Origin of the sequence: Sulfurihydrogenibium sp. YO3AOP1 (assembly GCF_000020325.1) — a bacterium.
Lineage (GTDB): Bacteria > Aquificota > Aquificia > Aquificales > Hydrogenothermaceae > Sulfurihydrogenibium.
The window spans coordinates 794,676-816,030 of the sequence record NC_010730.1; the positions used below are offsets into that span (position 1 = coordinate 794,676).

Here is a 21,355-nt window from a genome sequence, read left to right on the forward strand (position 1 = left end):
AGGGGTTGAGTATGGGATTATTTGGAGACAAAAAACAAAAGAAGAGCACGAAACCAAAAGAAGAAGCTTTAGGTTTAGACCTAAGATGGGACAAATACTATATAAATAAAAGTATAAAGATAGATGATCTGGGCGAGATAGAATTTATCTCCAAGTCTTTACTAAGATTAAAAACAGATAAAAAAACTGATCTCATTCAAGAAGGATTAACTATTCCTGTTAAGATAAACGGAAAAGAATATAAATGCTTAGTTTTAGAAATAGCAGAAGGAAAAATAGATTTGGCATTCAAAGAAGAGTTTGAAGATATTGAATTTATAAAAGAAAATACAAGATTTATAGAAAGTTATAAAACATCAAAAAAGTATACAATTACAGACAAAGAGATTGAAGGCATTAAAATATCTCAAGATTTTATTAATGCTATAAACCTGCTTTCTGAAGTAGATGACCCAGATGCAGATGCAGAAAGCTTGTCTTTTATAATAAATCAAATTCCGCCTTTAAAAAACAAAATTATAGAAGAAGCAAACAAAGCTTCTGAAAATGTTATAGAAGAAATAAAAGATTTGCCTACAGCCATAGCAAGACTTGGTATGGATAAAATAAAAAAGTTAAGCTATCAGTATTTTGACCTATTTGTAGCAACTTATAAAAATCCAATGGAAAATTTTGAAAGTTTTAATCAGTTTAATATAACTAAAGTTCAAGCTTTTAAAAAATTTGCTCCTTATATACCTTTTCAACCAAAAAGAAAATTGGGATTATTATTACTACTTTTAGAGAACGTTTCATCTATAGCAAATTTATTTGTAGAAAAAGATTCTAATTACAAAAGTATATTAAAAAATGCTCTTAAATTTTATTCTTACCCTTTAAGAATATATGAAAAATATCTATTTGGAGAGGACTATTTATCTTTAAATGGAAGATTTTTAGAAAGAAAATTTAAAATACTATTGGAAGTAAACGATAGCTATAAGTTGGCACATCTTTTATTAAATCCAATGTTGTCTCTAAAACAGGAGCCTTTAAACCTTTCTAATAGAAATCTAAAAAGAGCCTACCTTTACTATTTGGTTTTTTTAGCAGTTAATTTTTTGGTCTACAATGACAAAAAAAGCGGATTTATTTTATACAACAGGTTAAAAAGATTTGGAATGTCTGTAAACGAATCGACAGATTTTCTTAATGAAATTGTTTTCTATGTGAATAAAATTCTAACAGCTTTAAAAATAAAACCTTACTTAAGAACTCCATCGCCCGTAAACTACACCATATCTTGTAAAAAAAATTTTCCAGAAAGTGGAGATTTTATAGATTTAATAGAGACATTTAAAAAGCTTGGCAGTGGGAAATTTAAAAGATTAGCTTTAAGACATCAGGATTCTAAATTTGCAGGACTTTTATTAAACTATCTGATAAATGACCCAGAAATCGGATTACATGATAAGTCTTTTATAATAATTCCTTCGGAAGAAATTCAAAATCCTGACAGTCTTTTGATAGAGAACTTAGCAGACTTTGACATAGTTTATTTTAAAAATATAGATAATCTCTCTCCTGTTATTTATAGAGAATTTTACAAAATTTGGAAAAATTTTGAGGGTATAATTATTGCAGATTATTCTTATTACAGCTTTTTAGATTTTGACCCAACTAAAATCCAGATTTTCCATATAATAAAAGAAAACAAAATTGATATTCCACTTTTGACAGAAAACCAAAAGGCTTATGATTTCTTAAAGGAACAAGCTAAAAATATGTATATTGAGCTTTTTGAAAAAACAGACTTTAAAAACCTTGACAAGATAGAAAGCAATCTGTATGATTTAGAATCTGCTTTTTTGATGCTTTTAGACTAAATTTTTTTATGATATAATATTTGGTCTATTTTGAGAAAAAGGAGGTTTTGATATATGTATGCAATAGTAAAAACAGGTGGAAAGCAGTATAAAGCTGAACCGGGAAGATTATTAAAAGTAGAAAAATTATGTGCAAATGAAGGTGAAACAGTAGAATTGCCAGCAATCTGTGTAAGATTAGACAACGGCGAGTTAAAAACAGAAGGAAAAGTTAAGGCAACTGTTGTTAAACATGATAAACATAAAAAAATATTAGTTTTTAAGTATAAAAGAAAGAAAAACTATAAAAGATTAAAAGGTCATAGACAACCTTACACATTAATTAAAGTTGAAGAAATTGTTTAAGGAGGAATAAAAGATGGCATCAAAAGCAAGTGGTGGTTCAACACGTAACGGTCGCGATAGTATATCCAAACGCCTTGGAGTAAAGAGATACGACGGTCAAGTTGTTAGAGCCGGAAACATTTTAGTTAGACAAAGAGGTACAAAAATATATCCGGGTAAAAACGTAGGAATGGGTAAGGATTATACTCTCTTTGCGTTAATCGATGGAAAAGTCAAATTTGAAACATCGAAAGGAAAAAAAGTAGTAAGCGTATATCCAGTAGAGACGTAAAATACCAAACTCGGGATTTAAGTCCCGAGCTTTCTTATCTAATGAAAAAAATTTATTCTGATAAATCAACAATAATCAAATCCATCCGAGAATATTTTTATAGAACCGGTTCAATAGAGGTTTTTACAGATATTCTTCGAGACTTCTCAAACTTAGATAATAATATCTATCCGGTTGAACTTTTCGTGTACGATGAAAGAAGTCAGCCAATTAGGAAATTTCTTCATACATCGCCAGAACCTTCAATGAAAAAAATTTTATCTGAAATAAAGACAGATATATTTCAAATTACAAAAGTTTTTAGAAATTACGAAGGGTCTTGTAAGCATAAGATAGAGTTTACGATGCTTGAATGGTACAGAGTTGGATATGATTTGGATGATTTAATGGAAGACACTCAAAATATTTTTATAGAATCTGCGATATCATTGTACAAAAAACCTAAGATTAAATACAAAGGCAGGGAATATAACCTGTTAGACTGGCAAAAAATCACAGTAGATGAAGCTTTTTACATTTATACAGGTATATATCCGGAAAATATAGATAAAATGAACAAATTTTTAAAAGAAAAAGAAAGCTACTTTAAAGAAAGTCAAGATTGGGAGGAGTTGTTTTTTAGAATTTATGCCTTTTATGTAGAGCCAAATCTTGGCAAAGAAAAACCTACGTTTATTTATGACTATCCACCACAGCTTTCAGCTTTTGCTAAAGTAAAAGATGGAAAAGGAAAAAGGTTTGAAGCCTATATAAATGGAATTGAGCTTGTAAATGGATATCATGAACTAAACGACCCGGTAGAACTTGAATCAAGACTAAAGCAAGATATTGAAAAGAAAAAGAAAGAAGGTTTTGACTATCCATTAGATACTGAATTTATAAAAGCTTCTCAAAACCTTCCTGAGTGTAGCGGCGCATCCTTAGGAATTGATAGGCTTATAATGATTCTCTTAGATTTAGAATCTATTCATGGTATATAGGCTCTAATAAAAATGGGTCGGCTTTTAAATCTCTTTCAAGAGCATAAAATCCACCATCTACACATAAAGAAGTTTTAAGACTTATACAATTATTCCAATCTAAATTAAGATTTTTTTCAATAATTAAGCTATTTTCTTTTTTCTCAAACTGATTTTTAAACTCTTCAAAAGAAGTGATAACGGGTTCATTTTCATTAATTTTGTAAGCAACGTTTGATTTTCCTATGTTTAAAACTGCTATCACATCGCCACAAAAATGCCTGTATTTATAGACCATAACATCTAAGGTTCTGAAATAATATAGATTTATATTCAAAGAGTAGGCAAGAGTTTTAGCAGTAATCAAACCTACACGTAAACCGGTATTAGAACCAAGTCCTTGATTTACTATAACTCCTTTTAACTGTGAAGGTTCTATTTTAAGCTTATTAAATATATCTTGAATTTCTGGCATCAATACTTCTGAAAACGGTTTTGGCTTTAGATATTCACGTATAACTAAAACTTTGTTATCTTTTATAATCGCTACTCCAAAGTTATCTGAAAATGTATCTATACTCAAAAACACGATGTTAAACTCCTATTAAATTTTATTGAAACTATTATTGTATATACGTCAGGTAAGAAATTCAATAAAACGGGAGACTGTTCCAAAATTCCCATAAGCTTACCTTTCCGTGTCATCCTGAGGCCGAAGGCCGAAGGATCTCATGTTTTAAGGCTTTTTAAAAATTAAAATGAGATTCTTCGCCGGCTTCAGAATAACGATGCGGATTTTTGGAACAGCCTCAGATTTATATAACATACAATATTAATCTTAATGTGTCACTACTCTATTTTTCCCTTCTCTCTTGGCAACATAAAGCCTATCATCGGCAATTTTAATAATTTCATCAATATTATCACTGTCCTCGGGGTAAGATGCAATTCCCATGCTCGCAGTTAAATATGGGCGTGATGATACAATTCCCATTGTATTTAATTGAAATGTCATCCTAATTCTTTCTATTACATCTAAAGTTTTATCTTTTGATGTTTCTGGGAGTATTAATAAAAACTCTTCTCCACCCCATCTACAAGAGATATCTGACTTTCTTAACTCTTTTTTTAATACATCACTAAAAATTTTTAATATATTATCTCCTGCAGAATGACCGTGAATATCATTAATTTTTTTAAAATCATCAAGGTCTATCATGACAATACTTAAAGGCTTTCCATTTCTCTTTGATTTTTCTATCTCTTTATTCATAAACTCTAATGCAAACCTTCTATTGTAAAGTCCAGTTAATGGGTCTCTTATAGATAACTCTTTATTTATCTCTATAAGTCTTAAATTTGATAAAACTGGTGAAAAAATATTTATTAAATCATTAATATAGCTAACTTTTTCTGGTGTAAAAAATCCTTCTTTTTTTGATATTAATGACAATAATGCAATCGTTTTGCCATTTGAAACGACAGACAAACACATATATGAGCAAAAATCAGAACAAAATTGATTGCATTTATAAGAATCTGGGGAATTTACTATAAAATTTTGTGGAGAATTGAAAACTTTGCAGTAATGGGGATTGTTATCTAAACAGCTTTTATAATTCCCATTGCCAAAAACAAGATGTTCTTGTATTCTATTGAGAGATGGATTTATCTTGAAAATAGAAACTGTATCAATTCCTAATTTATGAATTAAAGTATGGGATAATAAATTATAAGCTTCCTCTTCCTGATGACATCTATTTAAATTTAGAATAAATTCATGTATTCCGCTAAGCTCTTTTACCTTTTGTCTTAACTCTTCTTCCATCTTTAATTTATCTGAGATATCTCTCGCCACGATAAGTATATCATCCTCACCGTTAAAAGAAACTTTTGTGGCTATAATTTCAACCGTTAAAAAATTATTGTATGCATTTTTATAAAATCTTTGTCCTCTAATAACCTCGCCCTTTCTTAAAATTCTCTGAATATTTTCATTAAGAATATTCCTATCTATTTCCACAATATCGTAAATAGTTTTATTCTTAAGTTCATCATCAGTGAATCCTAATCTTAATCTTACTGCGTTATTCCAAAGTTTAAGCTTTCCAGTGGTAGGCTGATAAATAATCATCATATCTTCCGTAGAGTTAATTACTTTTTTTAAGATATCTAATTCTTTCTTAAATTTCTCACTCTTTTCATATTCTGTCGTTATATCTTTTAGAACTATTTTTATTCTGCCTTTATAATCTCTCTCTTCTATATTAAAATATACGCCAGAAAGCTCAAAATATTTATTTTCTGTATTAAACTTAATACCTTCAACTTTTCCTTCTTTTTTAAGTTTATAAAAAATATAAGACCATTCTTTTTCTGGTATTATATCTTCTATGTTTTTTGAATTAAGATTACCAAAGATCTCGGCAGCTTTTTGATTTCCCCAAATTAAAATCTGCTCATTACCTGTATCAACTAGTTCAATAACTGGGTCAGGGAATAATCCTAAGGCTTCTTTTGTAAACCTTAGCTTTTTTTCAAGAAATCTTGTATAATCAAATTCTAAGGACCTCAATATATCTCGCTGTGTTAAGATGCCTGCAATTTTATCGTTTTCATTAAGTACTACCAAATGTCTTATATTTTTTTCTTTTATCAACTTTAAAACATTGTCCAGCGTGTCATTGAATGAAACTGTTATTACAGGTTTTGAAGCCAAATCTCCAATTTTGTCTTCTGTTATGCCTTTTGAAATGTATTTAACAATATCTTTTTCTGTGATAATACCAATTAAATTATTATCATCAACAACAGGAAGACAGCTAATCCGATTTTCAGCATCTACTTGCTTCGTATAATGTTGCATCGCTATTTATGGTTATTACATTTTTGAATTTTAGATCTCTTACTTTTATCTTTCTGGTTAAAGCCTCATCATCAAGATGTCTGAGTATATCGTCAACCGTTACAGTGCCCACATATTTTCCGTCGTCAGAAACCAATACCAATCTTCTTATATTATTTTCAAGCATTAAATCAATGCCATAGTAAATTGATATATTAGGTTTTGCTGTTACAATATTCTTATTCGCAAAATTTATAGCAGGTTCATTTAATGAAACGTTCAAAGAAAATAATTTATTTACATCTCTTTCTGTTAAAATACCTTTTGGAGAGCCATTGTTAACCAATATAACAAAACCTCTGTTATACTCTGCCATCTTAGAGATAACATCTTTCAATGTTAAGTCAAACGAAACAACCGGGTCAATCTCAGGCAAACAATCTCCTAATGATATAAGCATTTCAAAGTCCTCTCAACAAATTAAAAACTATAATTATAATTATAATCTAAAATTTATTTTTTCAACAACTTCTATAGGTTATATTAATTTAAGATTAAATTCCGCTTATTTTAAAATTAATAAAGTTTTTTAATTATTTACCGAATATTTATTATACTAAATTTGAGATTTGTAGCTAATTTTAAAAGCTTGCGAGAGGAAAATAAACCTTGAAGGATTTTTTAGACGACAAGGAGTTGAATAAATTGTTAGAGGAGATTATTAAGGAGCAAGAGATGAGAAAAGAAAGAATTGAGGAATTAAAAAGATTAATCAGAGAAAAAAATTACAATGTTCCTGCTGAAGAAATTGTTGAAAAAATGTTAGAAAAGTTTAGAAAAAAAAGTTAAGCATACAAAATAAATTTATCCAAAGCTATAGGCGAGAAATTTTTAAAAAAGTATTAGCTTCTTCACCTGTCGCTGGATGCGGATCGTCTTTTACTTTCCTCTTTTAAAAAAGTAAAAGTTAAAAGTGTTGGATGTTGGGGGCAGTTCTTAGAGTAAAAAATTGGGTAAAAGTAGGAGATTCTTCGCCGGCTGCAGAAGAGACTGTTCCAAAATTTTTGTAAGTTTGTCTTTCCTCGTCATCCTGAGGACTTTAGTCCGAAGGATCTCCTCTTTTAATTCTTTGATTTGAAAAGAAAAAAAGGAGACTCTTCGCTTCGCTCAGAGTGACAGAATAAGGTGTGAAAGAGAAAATTCTTCGCCGGCTGCAGAATGACGATATTTTACTCTTAACTTCTGTAATGGCAATTCATGAATTGCCTCTACATTCACTTCTTTGTCATCCTGAGGAGGTAGGTCCAAAGGTTCTCATTTTTAAATTCTATAGAAATCACTAATTTCTAATCTAAGATATTTAATCTTAACATACAGTAAATCTTTACGTACTCAGACTATTCAATAAAAAATACCATATTGGCACTGATAGAAAGCTTAAAATAATGCCAATTGCTACAGAAGAGACTGCAAAATCTTTTTCAAGGTCAGCATCTATTAGATAAATGGAGGCTAAAACCATGGGCGGCATAGCAAGTTGCAAAATTGCTACTTTATAAGGTAGAGTTAAATCTATTTTCAAAATCAGTAAGATAAGAAGCAAAATTAAAGGTGATGCAAATAGTTTTACCAACATATTAACCGTTAAAAGCTTTAAATCTTTGCCTATGTGTGAAAATCTTAGATTTAAGCCAACAGAAAATAAGATAATAGGAATAACAGTCATACCAAGTGTTTTTAGAAGATTTAGAAAAATTTCCGGGACATCAAAGGGTTTTAAAGATACACCTATAACTAACGCAATAAACGGCGGGAAAAGAAGTAATTTTTTGATGTTGATTTTAGTGCTTCCTTCCTTTGCATAGTTTATTATAAATGGTGCAAGTAAAAAGATAGGTAAAAACATTGCAAGATTATCAAAAATTACCGCGTATCTCAAACCCTCCTCTCCATACAAAGAGTGGATAAATGGATATCCAAGAAATCCTGTGTTAGAAAATGTAGACATCATTATGAATGCAACCGTTCTTTTTTTGTCTAATTTTAAGCTTTTTGAGATTAGATGGGAGACAAAGATAGTCAAAAAGATGGCTATCCAGCCAAGGATTATAATACCCAAAACGTCTAAGCTAAATCTTAGTCTGTAGATATTGTAAACAACCAGGGCTGGAAAGCCAAAATTCATTATGTAGTCTATGTATGCTTTTGAGTATTCTTGCGGAATTATTTTCAGCTTTATTGCCGTATAACCAAGTATAAAAAACACAAATATTTGTAAAAGATTTTCAAGCATTTTTCAGTCCGACTCTGTAAAACGTCTTATAAACTATAGGTAAAATTAACAGTGTTAGCATGGTAGATGTGAATATTCCACCTATGACGACAGTAGCAATAGGTTTTTGAGTTTCTGAACCAATATCTGAGGTTAGTAATATTGGTATAAGTCCTAAGGATGCTGCGGTAGCTGTAATTAATATTGGTCTTAGTCTTAAGCGGGTTGCTTTTTCTATAGCTTTATCTATATCTAATCCTTCCTGTAAAAGCTGTCTTATATAAGATATTAGCACAACTCCGTTTAATGTAGCAATGCCAAATACAGCAATAAATCCAATTGCAGCCGGAACTGATAGGTTATAGCCTGATATGTAGAGCGATACTATTCCGCCAATGGTAGCAAAAGGAACGTTTAACATAACTATCAAAGCATCTTTTACTGAGTTGTAATTTATATACAGCAAGACAAAGATTAAGAAAATTGCTATTGGAACAATGATAGACAGTCTTTTCATTGCTCTTTCTTGGTTTTCAAACTGTCCTGAGAATTGTATAAAATAACCTTCCGGAAGTTTTATCTGTGTGCTTATCTTATTTTTTAGCTCTTGGACAAATCCACCTAAATCTCTTCCTTCAAGATTAGATAGAACCAAGGCATACCTAATTCCATTTTCATGTCTTATCTTGAAAAATCCGGGCGTTATCTCTAAATCTGCAACCTGTGACAATGTAAGCAAGTAGCCATCTTTCGTTTGGATAGGAATGTTTTTTATCTTTTCTATATCGTTTATATAATCCTCCGGAAGTCTGACGATTACAGGGAATGTTATCAGCCCTTCTTTTACTTGATTTGCTTCGTATCCTGCAAAGTATTTTCCAACAAGAGCTAAAATATCTTCTGTTTTTAGATTGTATCTATTTAGCTGGTCTATCTTTGGAGTTATCTTAAGTTGAAGTTTTCCTGATTGGCTTTCTGTTTCTACATCGACAGCACCTTTTGTATTTTCGACTATCTCTTTAATTTTGAAAGCTATTTCATTTACTTTGTTTAAATCGTCTCCAAACACTTTTATAGCCACGGTAGATTTTACGCCGGATAAAAGTTCATCGATTCTCATTTGGATAGGTTGTGTAAAGCTAAATGATACCCCGGGGAAATCTTTAAGTTTTTCCCGAAGTGCATTTTCAAACTCTTGTCTAGTTTTAAAATTTTTCCATTGGTCGTATGGCTTTAAAGTGATGAACGTCTCTATGTAGCTAACATCTTCTGGCTCACCTCTTTCTGCTCTTCCTATGTTCGAAAAAGCATTTTCAACTTCTGGAAAGGATTTTGCCATTTCTTCCACAAAGCTTGCAACCATTTTTGATTCTTGTAAAGAGACGTTTGGATTTAAAAAGCTTTTTACTAAAACAGCTCCTTCATCAAGAGTAGGTGCAAACTCTGTTCCTATTCTTGAAAGTAAAAACAAGGAAAAAATAAATGCCGTTAAAACGATAGAAATAACCGCCTTTGGATATCTTAATAGTTTGTATAAAATCTTGTGATATACATCGTTTATATATCTCATGATTTTTGTCTCTTCTTCTTTAGATGGCTTTAAAATGAAATAAGACATTACAGGCATAAACACAAATGCAACTAAAAGAGATGAGATTAAAGCAAAAATTATTGTCAAAGCTAACGGCTTATAATACTTACCTTCAACAGATTCAAAACTAAAGATAGGCAAAAAGACGATGGTTATTATTAAAATTGCAAATAAAACCGGTTTAAAAACTTCTTTTACTGACTTTGAAACTATGCTGTTTTTAGATTCTCCTATTTGAGATAGACCGGTTTCATGTAAATGTCTGTAAATATTTTCTACAACCACAACCGTCGCATCTGCAAAAAGCCCTATTCCAATAGCAAGACCTGCTAAAGACATTAAATTACCGCTTATATCAAAGTTTTTCATGAATATGAAAGCCATTAAAAGAGTAAGCGGAATAGATAGAACAACTAAAAAAGCAGCTCTGATATTGCCAAGATAGAAAAGCATAGCAATAGAGATTAAAATTATTCCTTCCAATAAAGCTTTTTCTATTGTAAAGATCGCCTTTTGGGTGAGATAAGACTGGTCATAGATTACTTTTAAATCCACATCCTTAGGCAGTATTTTTTTAACTTCTTCAATTCTTTCTTTTAATTTAGCTACCAATTCTTGGGTGCTTGTATTTACTCTTTTTAAGATGATGTTTCCTTGCACTTCTTCACCGTTTAATGTAAAAGCTCCTCTTCTGTTTGGTACTTCCCCTTCTTCTATCTTGGCTATGTCTTTTAGTTTTATGATAGTTCCATTTAAGGATTGGATCGATATATTTCCGATATCTTCAATGCTTGTGTAGTATCCAACTGACCTAACGATTAAATCTCCTTCCGGAGTTTTAGAAAATCCACCGCCTGCAATTCCAGCGCCTTTTTCTACTGCATTAGCTATGTCATCAAGAGATAATCCAAGGGCAAGTAATTTCTCCGGGTCTGGCTTTACTAAAAAAGCTTTTTCTGGTCCCCACTGGCTTATCTCTTCTACTCCATCAACCGACATTATCAAAGGTCTAATCTTCCATTCTTGGATAGTTCTTAAATCTGTTAAAAGAGTTGTTTTAGATGTTAAAACATAAAAAAGAACATTTCCAAGCCCTGAGCTGTTTGGTCCCATCACCGGATTATACTGGGATGGCAGCATTCCTTTTACTGCTGTTAATTTCTCCATTACAAGCCTTCTTGCAAAGTATATATCCGTTCCGTCTTTAAAAAATATCGATACATAAGATAAACCGGGTAAAGATACGCTTCTAACGGTTGTAACATCTTTAATTCCAGACATGGATGTTTCTACTTTTTTTGTAATAAGACTTTCTACCTCCTCAGCCGACAAGCCGGGAGCTTCTGTGTAAATGTTTACTTGAACTGGTGTTGGGTCTGGAAAAGTATCTATTGGTAAGCTTTTAAATGAGTAAATACCAATACCAACAATCAAGAACAGAATGAAAATAACTATAAATTTATATCTTAAGATAAAGTCAATCATTCTCCGGCACCCCCAAAAACCTGAGTTTTAAGAAAGATTAGACCATCGGTGATAACCTCTTCACCTTCTTTTAGTCCTGAAATAACTTTATAAAAATCTCCTACCTTTTCAGCTATCTTAACCTCTCTTAAAATGGCTTTATTGCCTGATTTTACAAAGCAGTAGTATATGCTTTTTTCTTCAAAAACAGCTTTTAAAGGAACTAAAACACCGTTGGTTGATTTAAGCGGTAATTTTACATTTACAAAAAGATTAGGTTTAAGAAAATCTTCTACATTATTGACAACTATTCTTATATCATTTCTTCTTGTTTTTGGGTCAATCTCATGACTTATAAGACTTAACGTTCCGATGATTTCTTTATTTAGCGGGGATATTACAATAACTTTTTGACCAATTTTTAAATCTTTTGTAATTTCAAAAGGCACCTGAGCAATTACCCAAAGTCTCTCATGAGAATGGATTCTCATAAGTTCTTCACCAACATTTACAGGGTTACCATTTATTACTTTAATATCAGCAACAAATCCGTTAACTTTACTTCTTAAAAGAATAGAATTTCCTTTGACTTCTCCATAAGAGCTTAGAGCTTTTTTCAATGCTTGATACTCTCCAAGACTTTTTTCATATTCAATTTTTGCTGTTTGATATCTTGCAAACGGTATAACTTCTTCTTTATAAAGATTTTCTTCTCTTTCTAATACCTGCTTGGCTGTTTGGAATTTAACCTTTGCCATTTCGATATTTGCTTGCAAGTTTGCAATCGTTGGAGAATAAACAGTTAGCAATATCTGACCTTTTTTTACATGGTCTCCAAGCTTAACATAAACCCTTTCAGCTATTCCTTCCACAGGAGATGAAACGGCAAAGCTTAATGTTGGGTCTTCATTTACCACTGCTGGAAATGTTTGATACTCTGCCACCTCACCTTTTTTCACTTTTTCGGATTTTAGATTTATCTTTTTTCCAATCTCTGGTTTAAGTATAATCTCCTGAGCGTTTGATAGAGTAAATAGTGATAAAAGTAAAATCATTATTGAAGCTTTTCTAACTAACATATGTTTACCTCCTTTTTAAATTAAACGTGAAAAGTAGATTTTTAACCTATCAACCACTTACTCACCTACTATTGCAATGTATTCACCATAAAGCTTATGAATTTGCATTAACAATTCAGCCCTGTATCTAAGTAATTCATAATACTGAGATTTTATTGTAAGATACTCAAAAAGTGTTAACTCTCTTAACTTATAGCTTTTTTCTGCAAGACTTAGTTGAGCCTTCATATCCGGTAAGACTTTGTTATCTATCTCTTCAAGCTGAGATTTTAAAATGTTGTAGCTTTCTTTTATGGCTGCTGTGGTTTGCTTTATATTTTCAAGCTGATAATTTTGTAATTTTTCAAAGCTTGCCTTTTGGTTTTGTATGTTAACAATCTCTCCTAAGTTTTTGTAAAATACAGGTATGCTAAAAGTTAGCATCAAACCTGCAGAGTATTTGCCGGTTGCTTGCTCTGTTGTGATAAAACCTACGCTAATTTGTGGTTTTGCTAAAGCTTTTTGAAATTTGTATGAATTTTCTAAGGATTCTATCTTACTATTTATGGCTGTAATTTGTGGCAATGTCGTTAAATCTTTATCTTTTATCTGTCTTATCTGATTTATATCCCCTTCAACGTCTTTTATATCAAATCCTACAAACCCTGATAACCTTTTTACCGACTCTTCATACTTAGTTTTTGATAAATTAAGTTTTACTTCCGTAAATTTATAATCTTTTTCTCCTCTAAGTAAGTCAAGCTTTGTAGTCTCTCCAAGTTGATAGGTCTTTTTTATAAAATCTAAAATTTGTTTTGATGTTTTCATCTCTTCCTGAGCTATTTCATATAAATATTTGTTGTACAATGCTTCGTAGAATAACGTGTATAGATTCCCTGTATATGTATTTTTGAACGCTTCAAAGTTTAGTTTTTGATGCTGAAACTCCTTTTCTGCTTGGTTTGTTTGATACTTTCTTTGTCCATACAACCTTAGCGGTTGAAGTATATGAAATTCTGTTAGATTTCCTGATGTATTATTTCCTGTCAGTCTTTCAAAGCTTATGTATCCTTCCGGATTTGGGAGTGCTTTTGCTTTGATTATATCTCCTTCATAGGACATTACTTCGTAATACTTACTTTTTATAAGGTCATTGTTAATGCTTTTTTCTAATATCTCTTCAAAAGTTTCTGCATTTACTAAATTAAAAGATGTAAACAATGCTAATAATATTCTTTTCATAGTTTGCCTCCGAAAGTTTATAAATCGCTTATTATTTTAGGATTTTGTAGATGGTTAAAAGGAGGGTTAAATTAATATGGGTGGTTTAAAGATTTCTGAGATTAGTTGATATTTGAATAAATCAGATTTTAAATCTGCTGAAAATTTAGATGTTATTTCATAGTTATAATTATGAGTATTCTCAATTTGAATGTAGGGCATGTGTAATGCTTGATGAATTTTGTTTATAAGGTCTGAGACTTGGTCTTTTTGATTACTTTGTTTTTCCTCTAAAACTAAAACTTGCACATCATGTTTTTCTATGTTTTGAATAACATAATCATGGAATATATTAAATAACAAGCTAAATATAAACAAGCTTAATAAAATCTTTTTAAAATTCATACACATAAAGCCTCAGTTTATACATCTTATCTTGGCATAATTTTATCATACATTATAATAAAAAAAATGACAGATTTAATAAAAATGTGATCCTTTGCTTTACAGCCCCAGGATGAATAGCAAAGTTTACTTTTTAGTCATAAGGAAATTTTGGAACATCCTCCATATTCTTCTAATCTTTTATCTAATGCATATAGATTAAACTTTAGTGTCAAGTCGTATACTCTGCATTTATCTCAACGTATTTATATCCAAGGTCGCATGTGTAATAAGTCCATTCTTCTTCTCCGCGACCTAAGTATAAATCAATTCTTATCTCCTTGTTATTCTTTAGATATTCACTTGCCTGTTTTTTGTCAAATTCTAATGGCTGTCCGCTGTATAATAAGAAATCTCCTAAATAAAGTTTTACTTTAGAAAAATCAATTCCGATATGAGTTTGACCTACTGCCGCTAAAATTCTTCCCCAATTTGGGTCGTTTCCAAACATTGCTGTTTTAAACAAGTTAGATAATGCTATACTTTCTGCAATTTTTCTTGCTTCATCTTTTGAAAATGCTTGATGAACATTTATTTCTATAAGTTTTGTAGCACCTTCTCCATCTTTTACTATCATTTTTGCAAGCTCTAAAGCAACTTCATAAACTTTTTTTGCAAAATAAAGTTTGTTAGAATCGTTTATTTCAACATCACTTTCTCCTGTTGCTACTATTACAAAGCTGTCATTTGTACTTTCACATCCATCAACAGAGATAGAGTTAAAGGTTCTGTCTACAACTAATTTTGTAATTTTGTCAAGGGTAGGTTTATCTATTTTTACATCGGTAAAAATGTAAGCTAACATTGTAGCCATGTTTGGATGTATCATTCCAGCACCTTTTGCAATGCCTTTTACGGTAAAAACTTTATCCTCTATCAGTCCGTTTGTTTCGTAATATTTATAAAATGCATCGGTTGTTGATATAGCCCTTGCTGCTAATTCTAAATCAAGCTCCTGTAATGATGAAGAAGCAGTCTCTATACCATTTTTTACTTTATCCATAGGAAGCTGAACGCCTATAACACCTGTAGAAAATACTAACACTTCTTCTTTATCAATACCAAGACTTTCAGCTGTTATCTGTGCCATCTTTTCTGCATTTTCGTAACCTTGCTGTCCTGTGCAGGCGTTTGCATTTCCACTGTTGACAACTATAGCAGAAATTTTATCTTGCAATGAGCAAACTAACTTATCATATATCACAGGTGCAGCTGCTAAGGAATTTTTAGTAAAAACTGCCGAATATACCGATGGTGGAAATATTAAAACTAAAATATCATAATCGCCGGAAGGTTTTATTCCAGCTTTAGCAACGCCCATTTTTATATTCATTTTATTATTTTTCTCTCCTTTGTTATTTATTTAACAATATGATTATACAATACGTCGGGCAAGAAATTCAGTAAAAGCAATAGATTTCTCGCCGGCTTCACAAAATAGCGATACTTTGCTTCTAAATTCTCAATCCTCTTCTGTAATGGCAATTCATGAATTACCCATACTTTCCTTGTCATTTTGAGGACGTAAGTCCGAAAGATCTCCTTTTTAAATTTTATAAAAATTACTGATTTCTCGCCCAGTGTATTTATTTAACTTTATTGCAATAAAAATATGAGAGGTGAGAAGTAGAGTGTAATTTGCACAAAAAACGTGCAAAAGGTTTATAAAATTGCTGAATTTTTGTTCAATTAAAAAATTTGATAATTATTTAAGATACTGAAAAACTTATATTTTTAATTTGGCATCAAAGTTGCATATTCTAATGATTTGAGAATTTTCAAGAGGTGGTTAAAGATGAAAAAAATATTGATTTTAACAACAAGCTTAATACCTTTGTTATCTTATGCAGAAGAAGCTAAAAAGTTAGATGTTGGTAACACAGCGTGGGTTCTTGTTGCAACTGCATTAGTCATGCTGATGACACCGGCAGGTCTTGCTTTATTTTACGGTGGAATGACAAGAACAAAAAATATCCTTAACACGATCGGAATGAGCTTTTTAGCTTATTGTATTACTTCTGTAGTGTGGGTGCTATGGGGATACTCACTGGCTTTCGGAACGGATATTGGAGGAATAATAGGCAGCTTGGAAAATGTACTTTTAAATGGCATTTCTGTAAATGATATATGGTCAGTGGGAAATATTCCAACTTTATTATTTGTAGCATTTCAATTAACGTTTGCTGCAATTACAGTAGCATTAGTCAGTGGTGCAGTTATTGAAAGAATGAAATTTGAGGCTTGGTTAGTATTTGTAATTCTTTGGATAACTCTTGTATATTCACCTGTTGCTCACTGGGTATGGGGTGGTGGATTTTTATCAAAGCTTGGATTATTAGACTTTGCAGGTGGAACGGTTGTAGAAACTGCTTCTGGAATATCAGGTCTTGTACTTGCACTATTATTGGGCAAAAGAAATGATTTTGGTAGAAAAGCAATCTTACCATCTTCTGTAGTTTTAACGGTTGCCGGAGCAGGTTTGTTATGGTTTAGCTGGCTTGGTTTTAATGCAGGCAGCGAGCTTAAAGCAGATGAAATAGCGGCATCTGCACTTTTGATAACTAATACAGCCGGAGCGCTTGGAACTTTATCTTGGATGTTAGTAGAGTGGATAATTACAAAAAAGGCAACAATGCTTGGTGCAGCATCTGGAGCAGTGTCGGGACTTGTAGCAATTACACCGGCAGCCGGATTTGTAGGTTTAGGTGGAAGTATCATAATAGGTTTTGTTGCCGGAATTATAGGATTTATAGGCGTTTTTTGGTTAAAACATAGATTTAGATATGATGATTCCTTAGATGTATTTGGAGTTCATGGATTAAACGGAATATGGGGAACATTGGCAACTGGTATTTTTGCAAATCCACAGGTTAATCCAGCTGGAGCTGGTTTGTTGTATGGAAATATAAAGCAGTTTTTTATACAAATTTTAGGTTTAGTGGCTGTAATCTTGTTTACTGGAATAATGACAGCTATTTTATACTTTATTACATCAACTTTATCTCGTGGTGCAAGAGTTGATGAAGAGACGGAAGTTATGGGTCTTGATGAGGCAGTACATGGCGAAAGAGGCTTTGAGTTAAAAGGATGAGATTTCTCGTTATAGTTTTGGCAAAAATTGAGAGTACTGTTAAAATTTTGACTAAGTCTAAAAATTAATCAACCTTTTGATTATCATTCTGCAGCGAGACTGTTCCAAAAATCAAAGTTGTCATTCTGGGCGAAGCGAAGAATCTCCTTCCTTTCTAACTTTTAAAAGAGGAGATCCTTCGGACTTAAGTCTTCATGATGACAAGTAAAAGTAGAGCTATATTTACATATCATTCTACAACTTACAAAAATTTTTATAACAGTCTTACAAAAATTTGACTTTCTTCCGTTAAAGATTTATAATTATTAATAATAATTACTATTAAGGAGGAGTTAGATGAAAAAATTAGCCATAGCTGGATTGGTTTCTACTGCTATCGTTGGTGTTGCTTCTTTTTCTATTGCAGGACAAAAAATTAATGATAAGGATTTATTAAACCAAGCAAGAAACTACTTCCAACCATTACCAAAACAAATACCAGCACCATCAGATAATCCAACAACAAAAGAAAAAATAGAACTTGGAAAGAAACTTTATTATGACCCAAGATTATCTTTAAGTGGTGTTATTAGCTGTAATACTTGCCACAACTTGGCAACTTATGGAGTAGATGGTGTTGAAACATCCCTTGGACACAAGTTCCAAACAGGTGGAAAAAATGCACCAACTGTATTAAACGCAGGATTTCACATTGCACAATTTTGGGATGGAAGAGCTAAGAATTTAGAAGAACAAGCAAAAGGACCAATCTTAAATCCTGTTGAAATGTCCATGCCAAACCCAGAAATTGTAATAGCAAGATTAAAATCTATTGATGCATATGTTGCAGAGTTTAAAAAAGCATTCCCACAAGATAAAGACCCTGTTACTTATGACAACGTAGCAAAAGCAATTGCTGCTTTTGAAAGAACCTTAGTTACACCATCAAGATTTGATGAATTTCTAAAAGGTAATACAAAGGCATTAACAGAAAAGGAAAAAGAAGGATTGAAATTATTTATAGAAAAAGGTTGTGCATCTTGTCATAATGGTGTTGCAGTTGGTGGTGGTATGTTCCAAAAATTTGGAATTGTTAAACCATATCCATACCAAGACCCTAAGGACTTAGGTAGATACAATGTTACAAAAAATGAAGCAGACAAATATGTTTATAAAGTTCCATCTTTAAGAAACATAACAAGAACATATCCTTACTTCCATGATGGAAAAGTTTGGGATATAAGAGAAGCTGTTAAAATAATGGGAGAAACACAACTTGGAATTAATCTAACAGAAGAAGAGGTTGATAAAATTGTTGCATTCTTAGATTCTTTAACCGGAAAAATACCAGAAGATGCTTTAAAATTACCAGTTCTACCACCTTCTTCACCTAAGACACCAAAGCCTCAAATATAACAATCCTTGCCCGGGAGCTTAAAGCTCCCGGATTAAATCATTTTATATCAAAATAGTCCTTTCCTCTGATAGCCCTATCGCTCCAACCTTGTTTTTCCCAATATCCTTTATAATCATAACTAACGACTTCTATCTCTTTAATCCATTTAGCAGATTTATAACCCCACTTTTCAGGACACACAACCCTTAATGGATATCCATGGTCTAAATTTAAAGGCTTAAATAATCTTCCGTCTTCATCTGCGTTTATCTGATATACTAAGACTGGATTGTATTGATTGATATAATCAATTTCTATGCTTGTATGATATCCGTCAAAAGACCTAAAAACAACTTCTTTACTGTTTTTCGATGGCTTTGATTTTTCTAATATTTTAGATAACAAAATTCCTTTAACTTTTATCTTCCCTATTTTATCACCTTTGGCATTAGAGACACATTCAAGGATCATATCTTTTTCTACAAAATCCATGCTTAAAATATCTTGATAGGTATATTCAAAGCTCTGCTGAACATTACCAAATACTTTTAATCTATAATTTTTTAAATCTAAATTTTTAACAGAATCTGGAATACCTTTAATATCAACAATGTAAAGCTTATCTTGCGGTGTATACTTAATCAAATCCACCGGCTTAGTCTTTTTAAAAGCATCTAAAATTCCTGCAAAGGATTCAAAAGGAAGTAAACCAAGACCAATTAATTTCAATAAGTCTCTTCTGCTCATAGCTATCTCCTATTTAAAATGCAAAAATATAAGAAAGATAAAAATTAGAATATTGAGAGTCAGAACAAGTTTATAGTCAAAATATCTTTTTAATGTAAATGTGGTATGGAATAAAATCAGAATATATAATAAAATCGGAAGTATATTTACATGAAGCCAGTAAACATCACCTCTTTCTAAAAGGTTAAAAAATAATGCCGAAATCTCTCTTGGTTTTTCTATCCAGTATCCAGTAATGCTTTCTAATAGAAATATTGCATATAAAAAAATGGACAATAAAAGAAAAGCTTTTCTCATTTTATCTCAATCTTTTTTATGCTTTCACAGCCTTCTGAAAGGTTGCAGGCTGCACACTTGCCTTTTTGAATATCTTTTTTAAATTTCTTATACAAAAAATAAGAAGCTATTAAAAATAACACTATTCCAAATAGATAACTAAAAATATCCATTTTCCTCTCCTTAACCTTTTTGTAATATAAATTTACTTTGTTAATATTTGTTTTCTATGATAAAACTGTGTCTAAAATCATCATAAAAATAAACCCGGGCTATTAGACCAAGGGTCGCCTCCGTCTCATAGCCTTTTTTATGAGTTTCCGGTATCATCTCTTTGCTTACAATAAAGAGCATTGCTCCACCTGCAAAGGCAAGACCAAAGGGTAGTATATAGTTTGAAATTGTAAATATAGCGATCGCAACCAGTCCGCCTATTGGTTCAACCAATCCTGTCAAAAGTGATACAAAAATAGACTTTTTAATAGAAAAGCCCTTTAAGTGAAGTGCTAAGGCAACCGCCATACCCTCCGGAATATTTTGAACACCTATACCAAAAGCTAAGGATATTCCGCCGTATATATCACCCTTAAAAAACCCTAAGGCTGAAGACATACCTTCAGGAAAGTTGTGAATTGTGATTGCCAAAACAAAAAGCCACATTTTCTTTAAAGCTTTTGCATCAGAATTTTCATAAATCTTCAAAAAATAATCTTCCGGTATCAATTTGTCCAAGATTAAAAATAAAAAAGTTCCGCATAAAATTCCAAAAGAAATAAAAAATACGTTAAAGGGTTTGTGAAAGGCATTTTCTGAGATGCTTAAAGCTGGAATTATCAAAGAGAAAACTGAAGCTGCTAACATTATTCCAGCACTAAACCCAAGGAGAACATCTTGAACTTTTGGACTTATTTTTCTACCAATCAAAACAGGAAAGGCACCTATAACAGTAGCCAGTCCTGCAAACAAACTTCCTAAGAATGCATAAAAATAAAGATTCATTTTATTAGGTTTTTAATGTTTTCCTCTATTTTCTTTAAGTCTCTTGCAGTTACCATTATGTTTTTTATCGTTCCGTCTTTATCAATAAATACAATGTAAGGAACATCTACTTTTTCTATAGAATATGCTTTAATTGAATCACTTCCGGCCAGCCATACTGGAAAATCAAAATGAAGCAACTTTTTAGCCTCCTTTACTTCTTTATCATCAGATACACTGAGTAGCGGTGCAATAAGAATGATTTTATCCTTATATTTTTTACCAATTTTATTTATTTCTGGTAATACCTTATAAGTATCTACATCGCCAATAGCCCAGTATACAACCACAACTGACTTACCTTTTCCTGCCACATCAGAAAGCTTTACAATTTTACCCTTTTCATCTTTTCCATACACATCAATAAACTTTTTGCCAATCAAATCTTCTGGATTTGCCGCAAAAGCTGATGCCACTACAAGCATTAACCCAATAAAAACTTTTTTCATGATATATCTCCTTTATTAAAAATGATTACTATTATTATAATTCT

At 31.5% G+C, this 21,355-nt stretch carries 21 protein-coding genes; 7 read left to right on the forward strand and 14 right to left on the reverse strand.

Annotated elements, in window-relative coordinates:
• Positions 1 to 11 precede the first annotated feature (11 nt).
• From SYO3AOP1_RS03940 to epmA, 4 genes are read left to right on the forward strand one after another with little or no spacing between them, the layout of a single operon-like run.
• Positions 12 to 1,865 carry an HDOD domain-containing protein gene (locus tag SYO3AOP1_RS03940; protein ID WP_012459472.1) on the forward strand — a complete coding sequence of 618 codons (1,854 nt, stop codon included), beginning with the start codon at positions 12 to 14 and terminating at the stop codon, positions 1,863 to 1,865.
• A gap of 54 nt (positions 1,866 to 1,919) precedes the next feature.
• Positions 1,920 to 2,210 carry a 50S ribosomal protein L21 gene (rplU, locus tag SYO3AOP1_RS03945; protein ID WP_012459473.1) on the forward strand — a complete coding sequence of 97 codons (291 nt, stop codon included), beginning with the start codon at positions 1,920 to 1,922 and terminating at the stop codon, positions 2,208 to 2,210.
• A gap of 13 nt (positions 2,211 to 2,223) precedes the next feature.
• Positions 2,224 to 2,481 (forward strand): 50S ribosomal protein L27, encoded by a 258-nt coding sequence (rpmA, locus tag SYO3AOP1_RS03950; RefSeq protein WP_012459474.1) that lies wholly within the window; start codon positions 2,224 to 2,226, stop codon positions 2,479 to 2,481.
• Between the two features lie 41 nt (positions 2,482 to 2,522).
• Positions 2,523 to 3,461, forward strand: coding sequence for an elongation factor P--(R)-beta-lysine ligase (epmA, locus tag SYO3AOP1_RS03955; RefSeq protein WP_012459475.1), 939 nt, complete (start codon positions 2,523 to 2,525; stop codon positions 3,459 to 3,461).
• Here the strand turns inward: epmA and tsaB are convergent.
• The 3 genes from tsaB to SYO3AOP1_RS03970 form a co-directional block, all read right to left on the reverse strand.
• Complete coding sequence (tsaB, locus tag SYO3AOP1_RS03960) at positions 3,445 to 4,029, reverse strand: tRNA (adenosine(37)-N6)-threonylcarbamoyltransferase complex dimerization subunit type 1 TsaB (RefSeq protein WP_012459476.1); 585 nt, start codon at positions 4,027 to 4,029, stop codon at positions 3,445 to 3,447. The genes epmA and tsaB overlap by 17 nt on opposite strands.
• Positions 4,030 to 4,278: 249 nt before the next feature.
• On the reverse strand, positions 4,279 to 6,306 hold the full coding sequence (locus SYO3AOP1_RS03965; protein WP_012459477.1) for a diguanylate cyclase: 2,028 nt from the start codon (positions 6,304 to 6,306) through the stop codon (positions 4,279 to 4,281).
• Positions 6,275 to 6,745 carry a CBS domain-containing protein gene (locus SYO3AOP1_RS03970; RefSeq protein WP_012459478.1) on the reverse strand — a complete coding sequence of 157 codons (471 nt, stop codon included), beginning with the start codon at positions 6,743 to 6,745 and terminating at the stop codon, positions 6,275 to 6,277. The genes SYO3AOP1_RS03965 and SYO3AOP1_RS03970 overlap by 32 nt, the downstream gene beginning before the upstream one ends.
• Positions 6,746 to 6,981: 236 nt before the next feature.
• On the opposite strand from SYO3AOP1_RS03970, the gene SYO3AOP1_RS09335 reads away from it, so the two are divergent.
• Positions 6,982 to 7,134: a flagellar biosynthesis anti-sigma factor FlgM gene (locus SYO3AOP1_RS09335; protein ID WP_281340815.1), complete on the forward strand. Its 153-nt coding sequence runs from the start codon at positions 6,982 to 6,984 to the stop codon at positions 7,132 to 7,134.
• A 535-nt stretch (positions 7,135 to 7,669) separates the two neighbouring features.
• Here SYO3AOP1_RS09335 and SYO3AOP1_RS03980 read toward each other — a convergent pair.
• From SYO3AOP1_RS03980 to argJ, 6 genes are all read right to left on the reverse strand, one after another.
• Positions 7,670 to 8,578 (reverse strand): AEC family transporter, encoded by a 909-nt coding sequence (locus SYO3AOP1_RS03980; protein ID WP_012459480.1) that lies wholly within the window; start codon positions 8,576 to 8,578, stop codon positions 7,670 to 7,672.
• Positions 8,571 to 11,633, reverse strand: a complete 3,063-nt coding sequence (locus tag SYO3AOP1_RS03985) for a CusA/CzcA family heavy metal efflux RND transporter (protein WP_012459481.1) — start codon at positions 11,631 to 11,633, stop codon at positions 8,571 to 8,573. The genes SYO3AOP1_RS03980 and SYO3AOP1_RS03985 overlap by 8 nt, the downstream gene beginning before the upstream one ends.
• Positions 11,630 to 12,691 (reverse strand): efflux RND transporter periplasmic adaptor subunit, encoded by a 1,062-nt coding sequence (locus SYO3AOP1_RS03990; RefSeq protein WP_012459482.1) that lies wholly within the window; start codon positions 12,689 to 12,691, stop codon positions 11,630 to 11,632. The genes SYO3AOP1_RS03985 and SYO3AOP1_RS03990 overlap by 4 nt, the downstream gene beginning before the upstream one ends.
• Before the next feature lie 57 nt (positions 12,692 to 12,748).
• Positions 12,749 to 13,912 (reverse strand): TolC family protein, encoded by a 1,164-nt coding sequence (locus tag SYO3AOP1_RS03995; protein WP_012459483.1) that lies wholly within the window; start codon positions 13,910 to 13,912, stop codon positions 12,749 to 12,751.
• A gap of 66 nt (positions 13,913 to 13,978) precedes the next feature.
• Entirely contained in the window at positions 13,979 to 14,296 is a 318-nt protein-coding gene (locus SYO3AOP1_RS04000) for a hypothetical protein (RefSeq protein WP_012459484.1), read from the reverse strand.
• Positions 14,297 to 14,507: 211 nt separating this feature from the next.
• Complete coding sequence (argJ, locus tag SYO3AOP1_RS04005; RefSeq protein ID WP_012459485.1) at positions 14,508 to 15,668, reverse strand: bifunctional glutamate N-acetyltransferase/amino-acid acetyltransferase ArgJ; 1,161 nt, start codon at positions 15,666 to 15,668, stop codon at positions 14,508 to 14,510.
• A gap of 462 nt (positions 15,669 to 16,130) precedes the next feature.
• Here argJ and SYO3AOP1_RS04010 point away from each other — a divergent pair, with 462 nt between their 5' ends.
• On the forward strand, positions 16,131 to 17,426 hold the full coding sequence (locus SYO3AOP1_RS04010; protein ID WP_012459486.1) for an ammonium transporter: 1,296 nt from the start codon (positions 16,131 to 16,133) through the stop codon (positions 17,424 to 17,426).
• Positions 17,427 to 17,762: 336 nt separating this feature from the next.
• Positions 17,763 to 18,821, forward strand: coding sequence for a cytochrome-c peroxidase (locus SYO3AOP1_RS04015; protein WP_012459487.1), 1,059 nt, complete (start codon positions 17,763 to 17,765; stop codon positions 18,819 to 18,821).
• 37 nt (positions 18,822 to 18,858) lie between these two features.
• On the opposite strand, the gene SYO3AOP1_RS04020 is transcribed toward SYO3AOP1_RS04015, so the two are convergent.
• From SYO3AOP1_RS04020 to SYO3AOP1_RS04035, 5 genes are read right to left on the reverse strand one after another with little or no spacing between them, the layout of a single operon-like run.
• Entirely contained in the window at positions 18,859 to 19,548 is a 690-nt protein-coding gene (locus SYO3AOP1_RS04020) for a molybdopterin-dependent oxidoreductase (RefSeq protein WP_012459488.1), read from the reverse strand.
• 9 nt (positions 19,549 to 19,557) lie between these two features.
• A complete protein-coding gene (locus SYO3AOP1_RS04025) occupies positions 19,558 to 19,845 on the reverse strand; it encodes a hypothetical protein (protein ID WP_012459489.1) in 288 nt (95 codons plus the stop codon).
• Complete coding sequence (locus SYO3AOP1_RS09410; protein WP_012459490.1) at positions 19,842 to 19,997, reverse strand: hypothetical protein; 156 nt, start codon at positions 19,995 to 19,997, stop codon at positions 19,842 to 19,844. Before SYO3AOP1_RS09410 ends, SYO3AOP1_RS04025 begins: the two co-directional genes overlap by 4 nt.
• A gap of 40 nt (positions 19,998 to 20,037) precedes the next feature.
• On the reverse strand, positions 20,038 to 20,823 hold the full coding sequence (locus tag SYO3AOP1_RS04030; protein ID WP_012459491.1) for a ZIP family metal transporter: 786 nt from the start codon (positions 20,821 to 20,823) through the stop codon (positions 20,038 to 20,040).
• Positions 20,820 to 21,311, reverse strand: a complete 492-nt coding sequence (locus SYO3AOP1_RS04035; RefSeq protein ID WP_012459492.1) for a redoxin domain-containing protein — start codon at positions 21,309 to 21,311, stop codon at positions 20,820 to 20,822. Before SYO3AOP1_RS04035 ends, SYO3AOP1_RS04030 begins: the two co-directional genes overlap by 4 nt.
• Between the last annotated feature and the right edge of the window lie 44 nt (positions 21,312 to 21,355).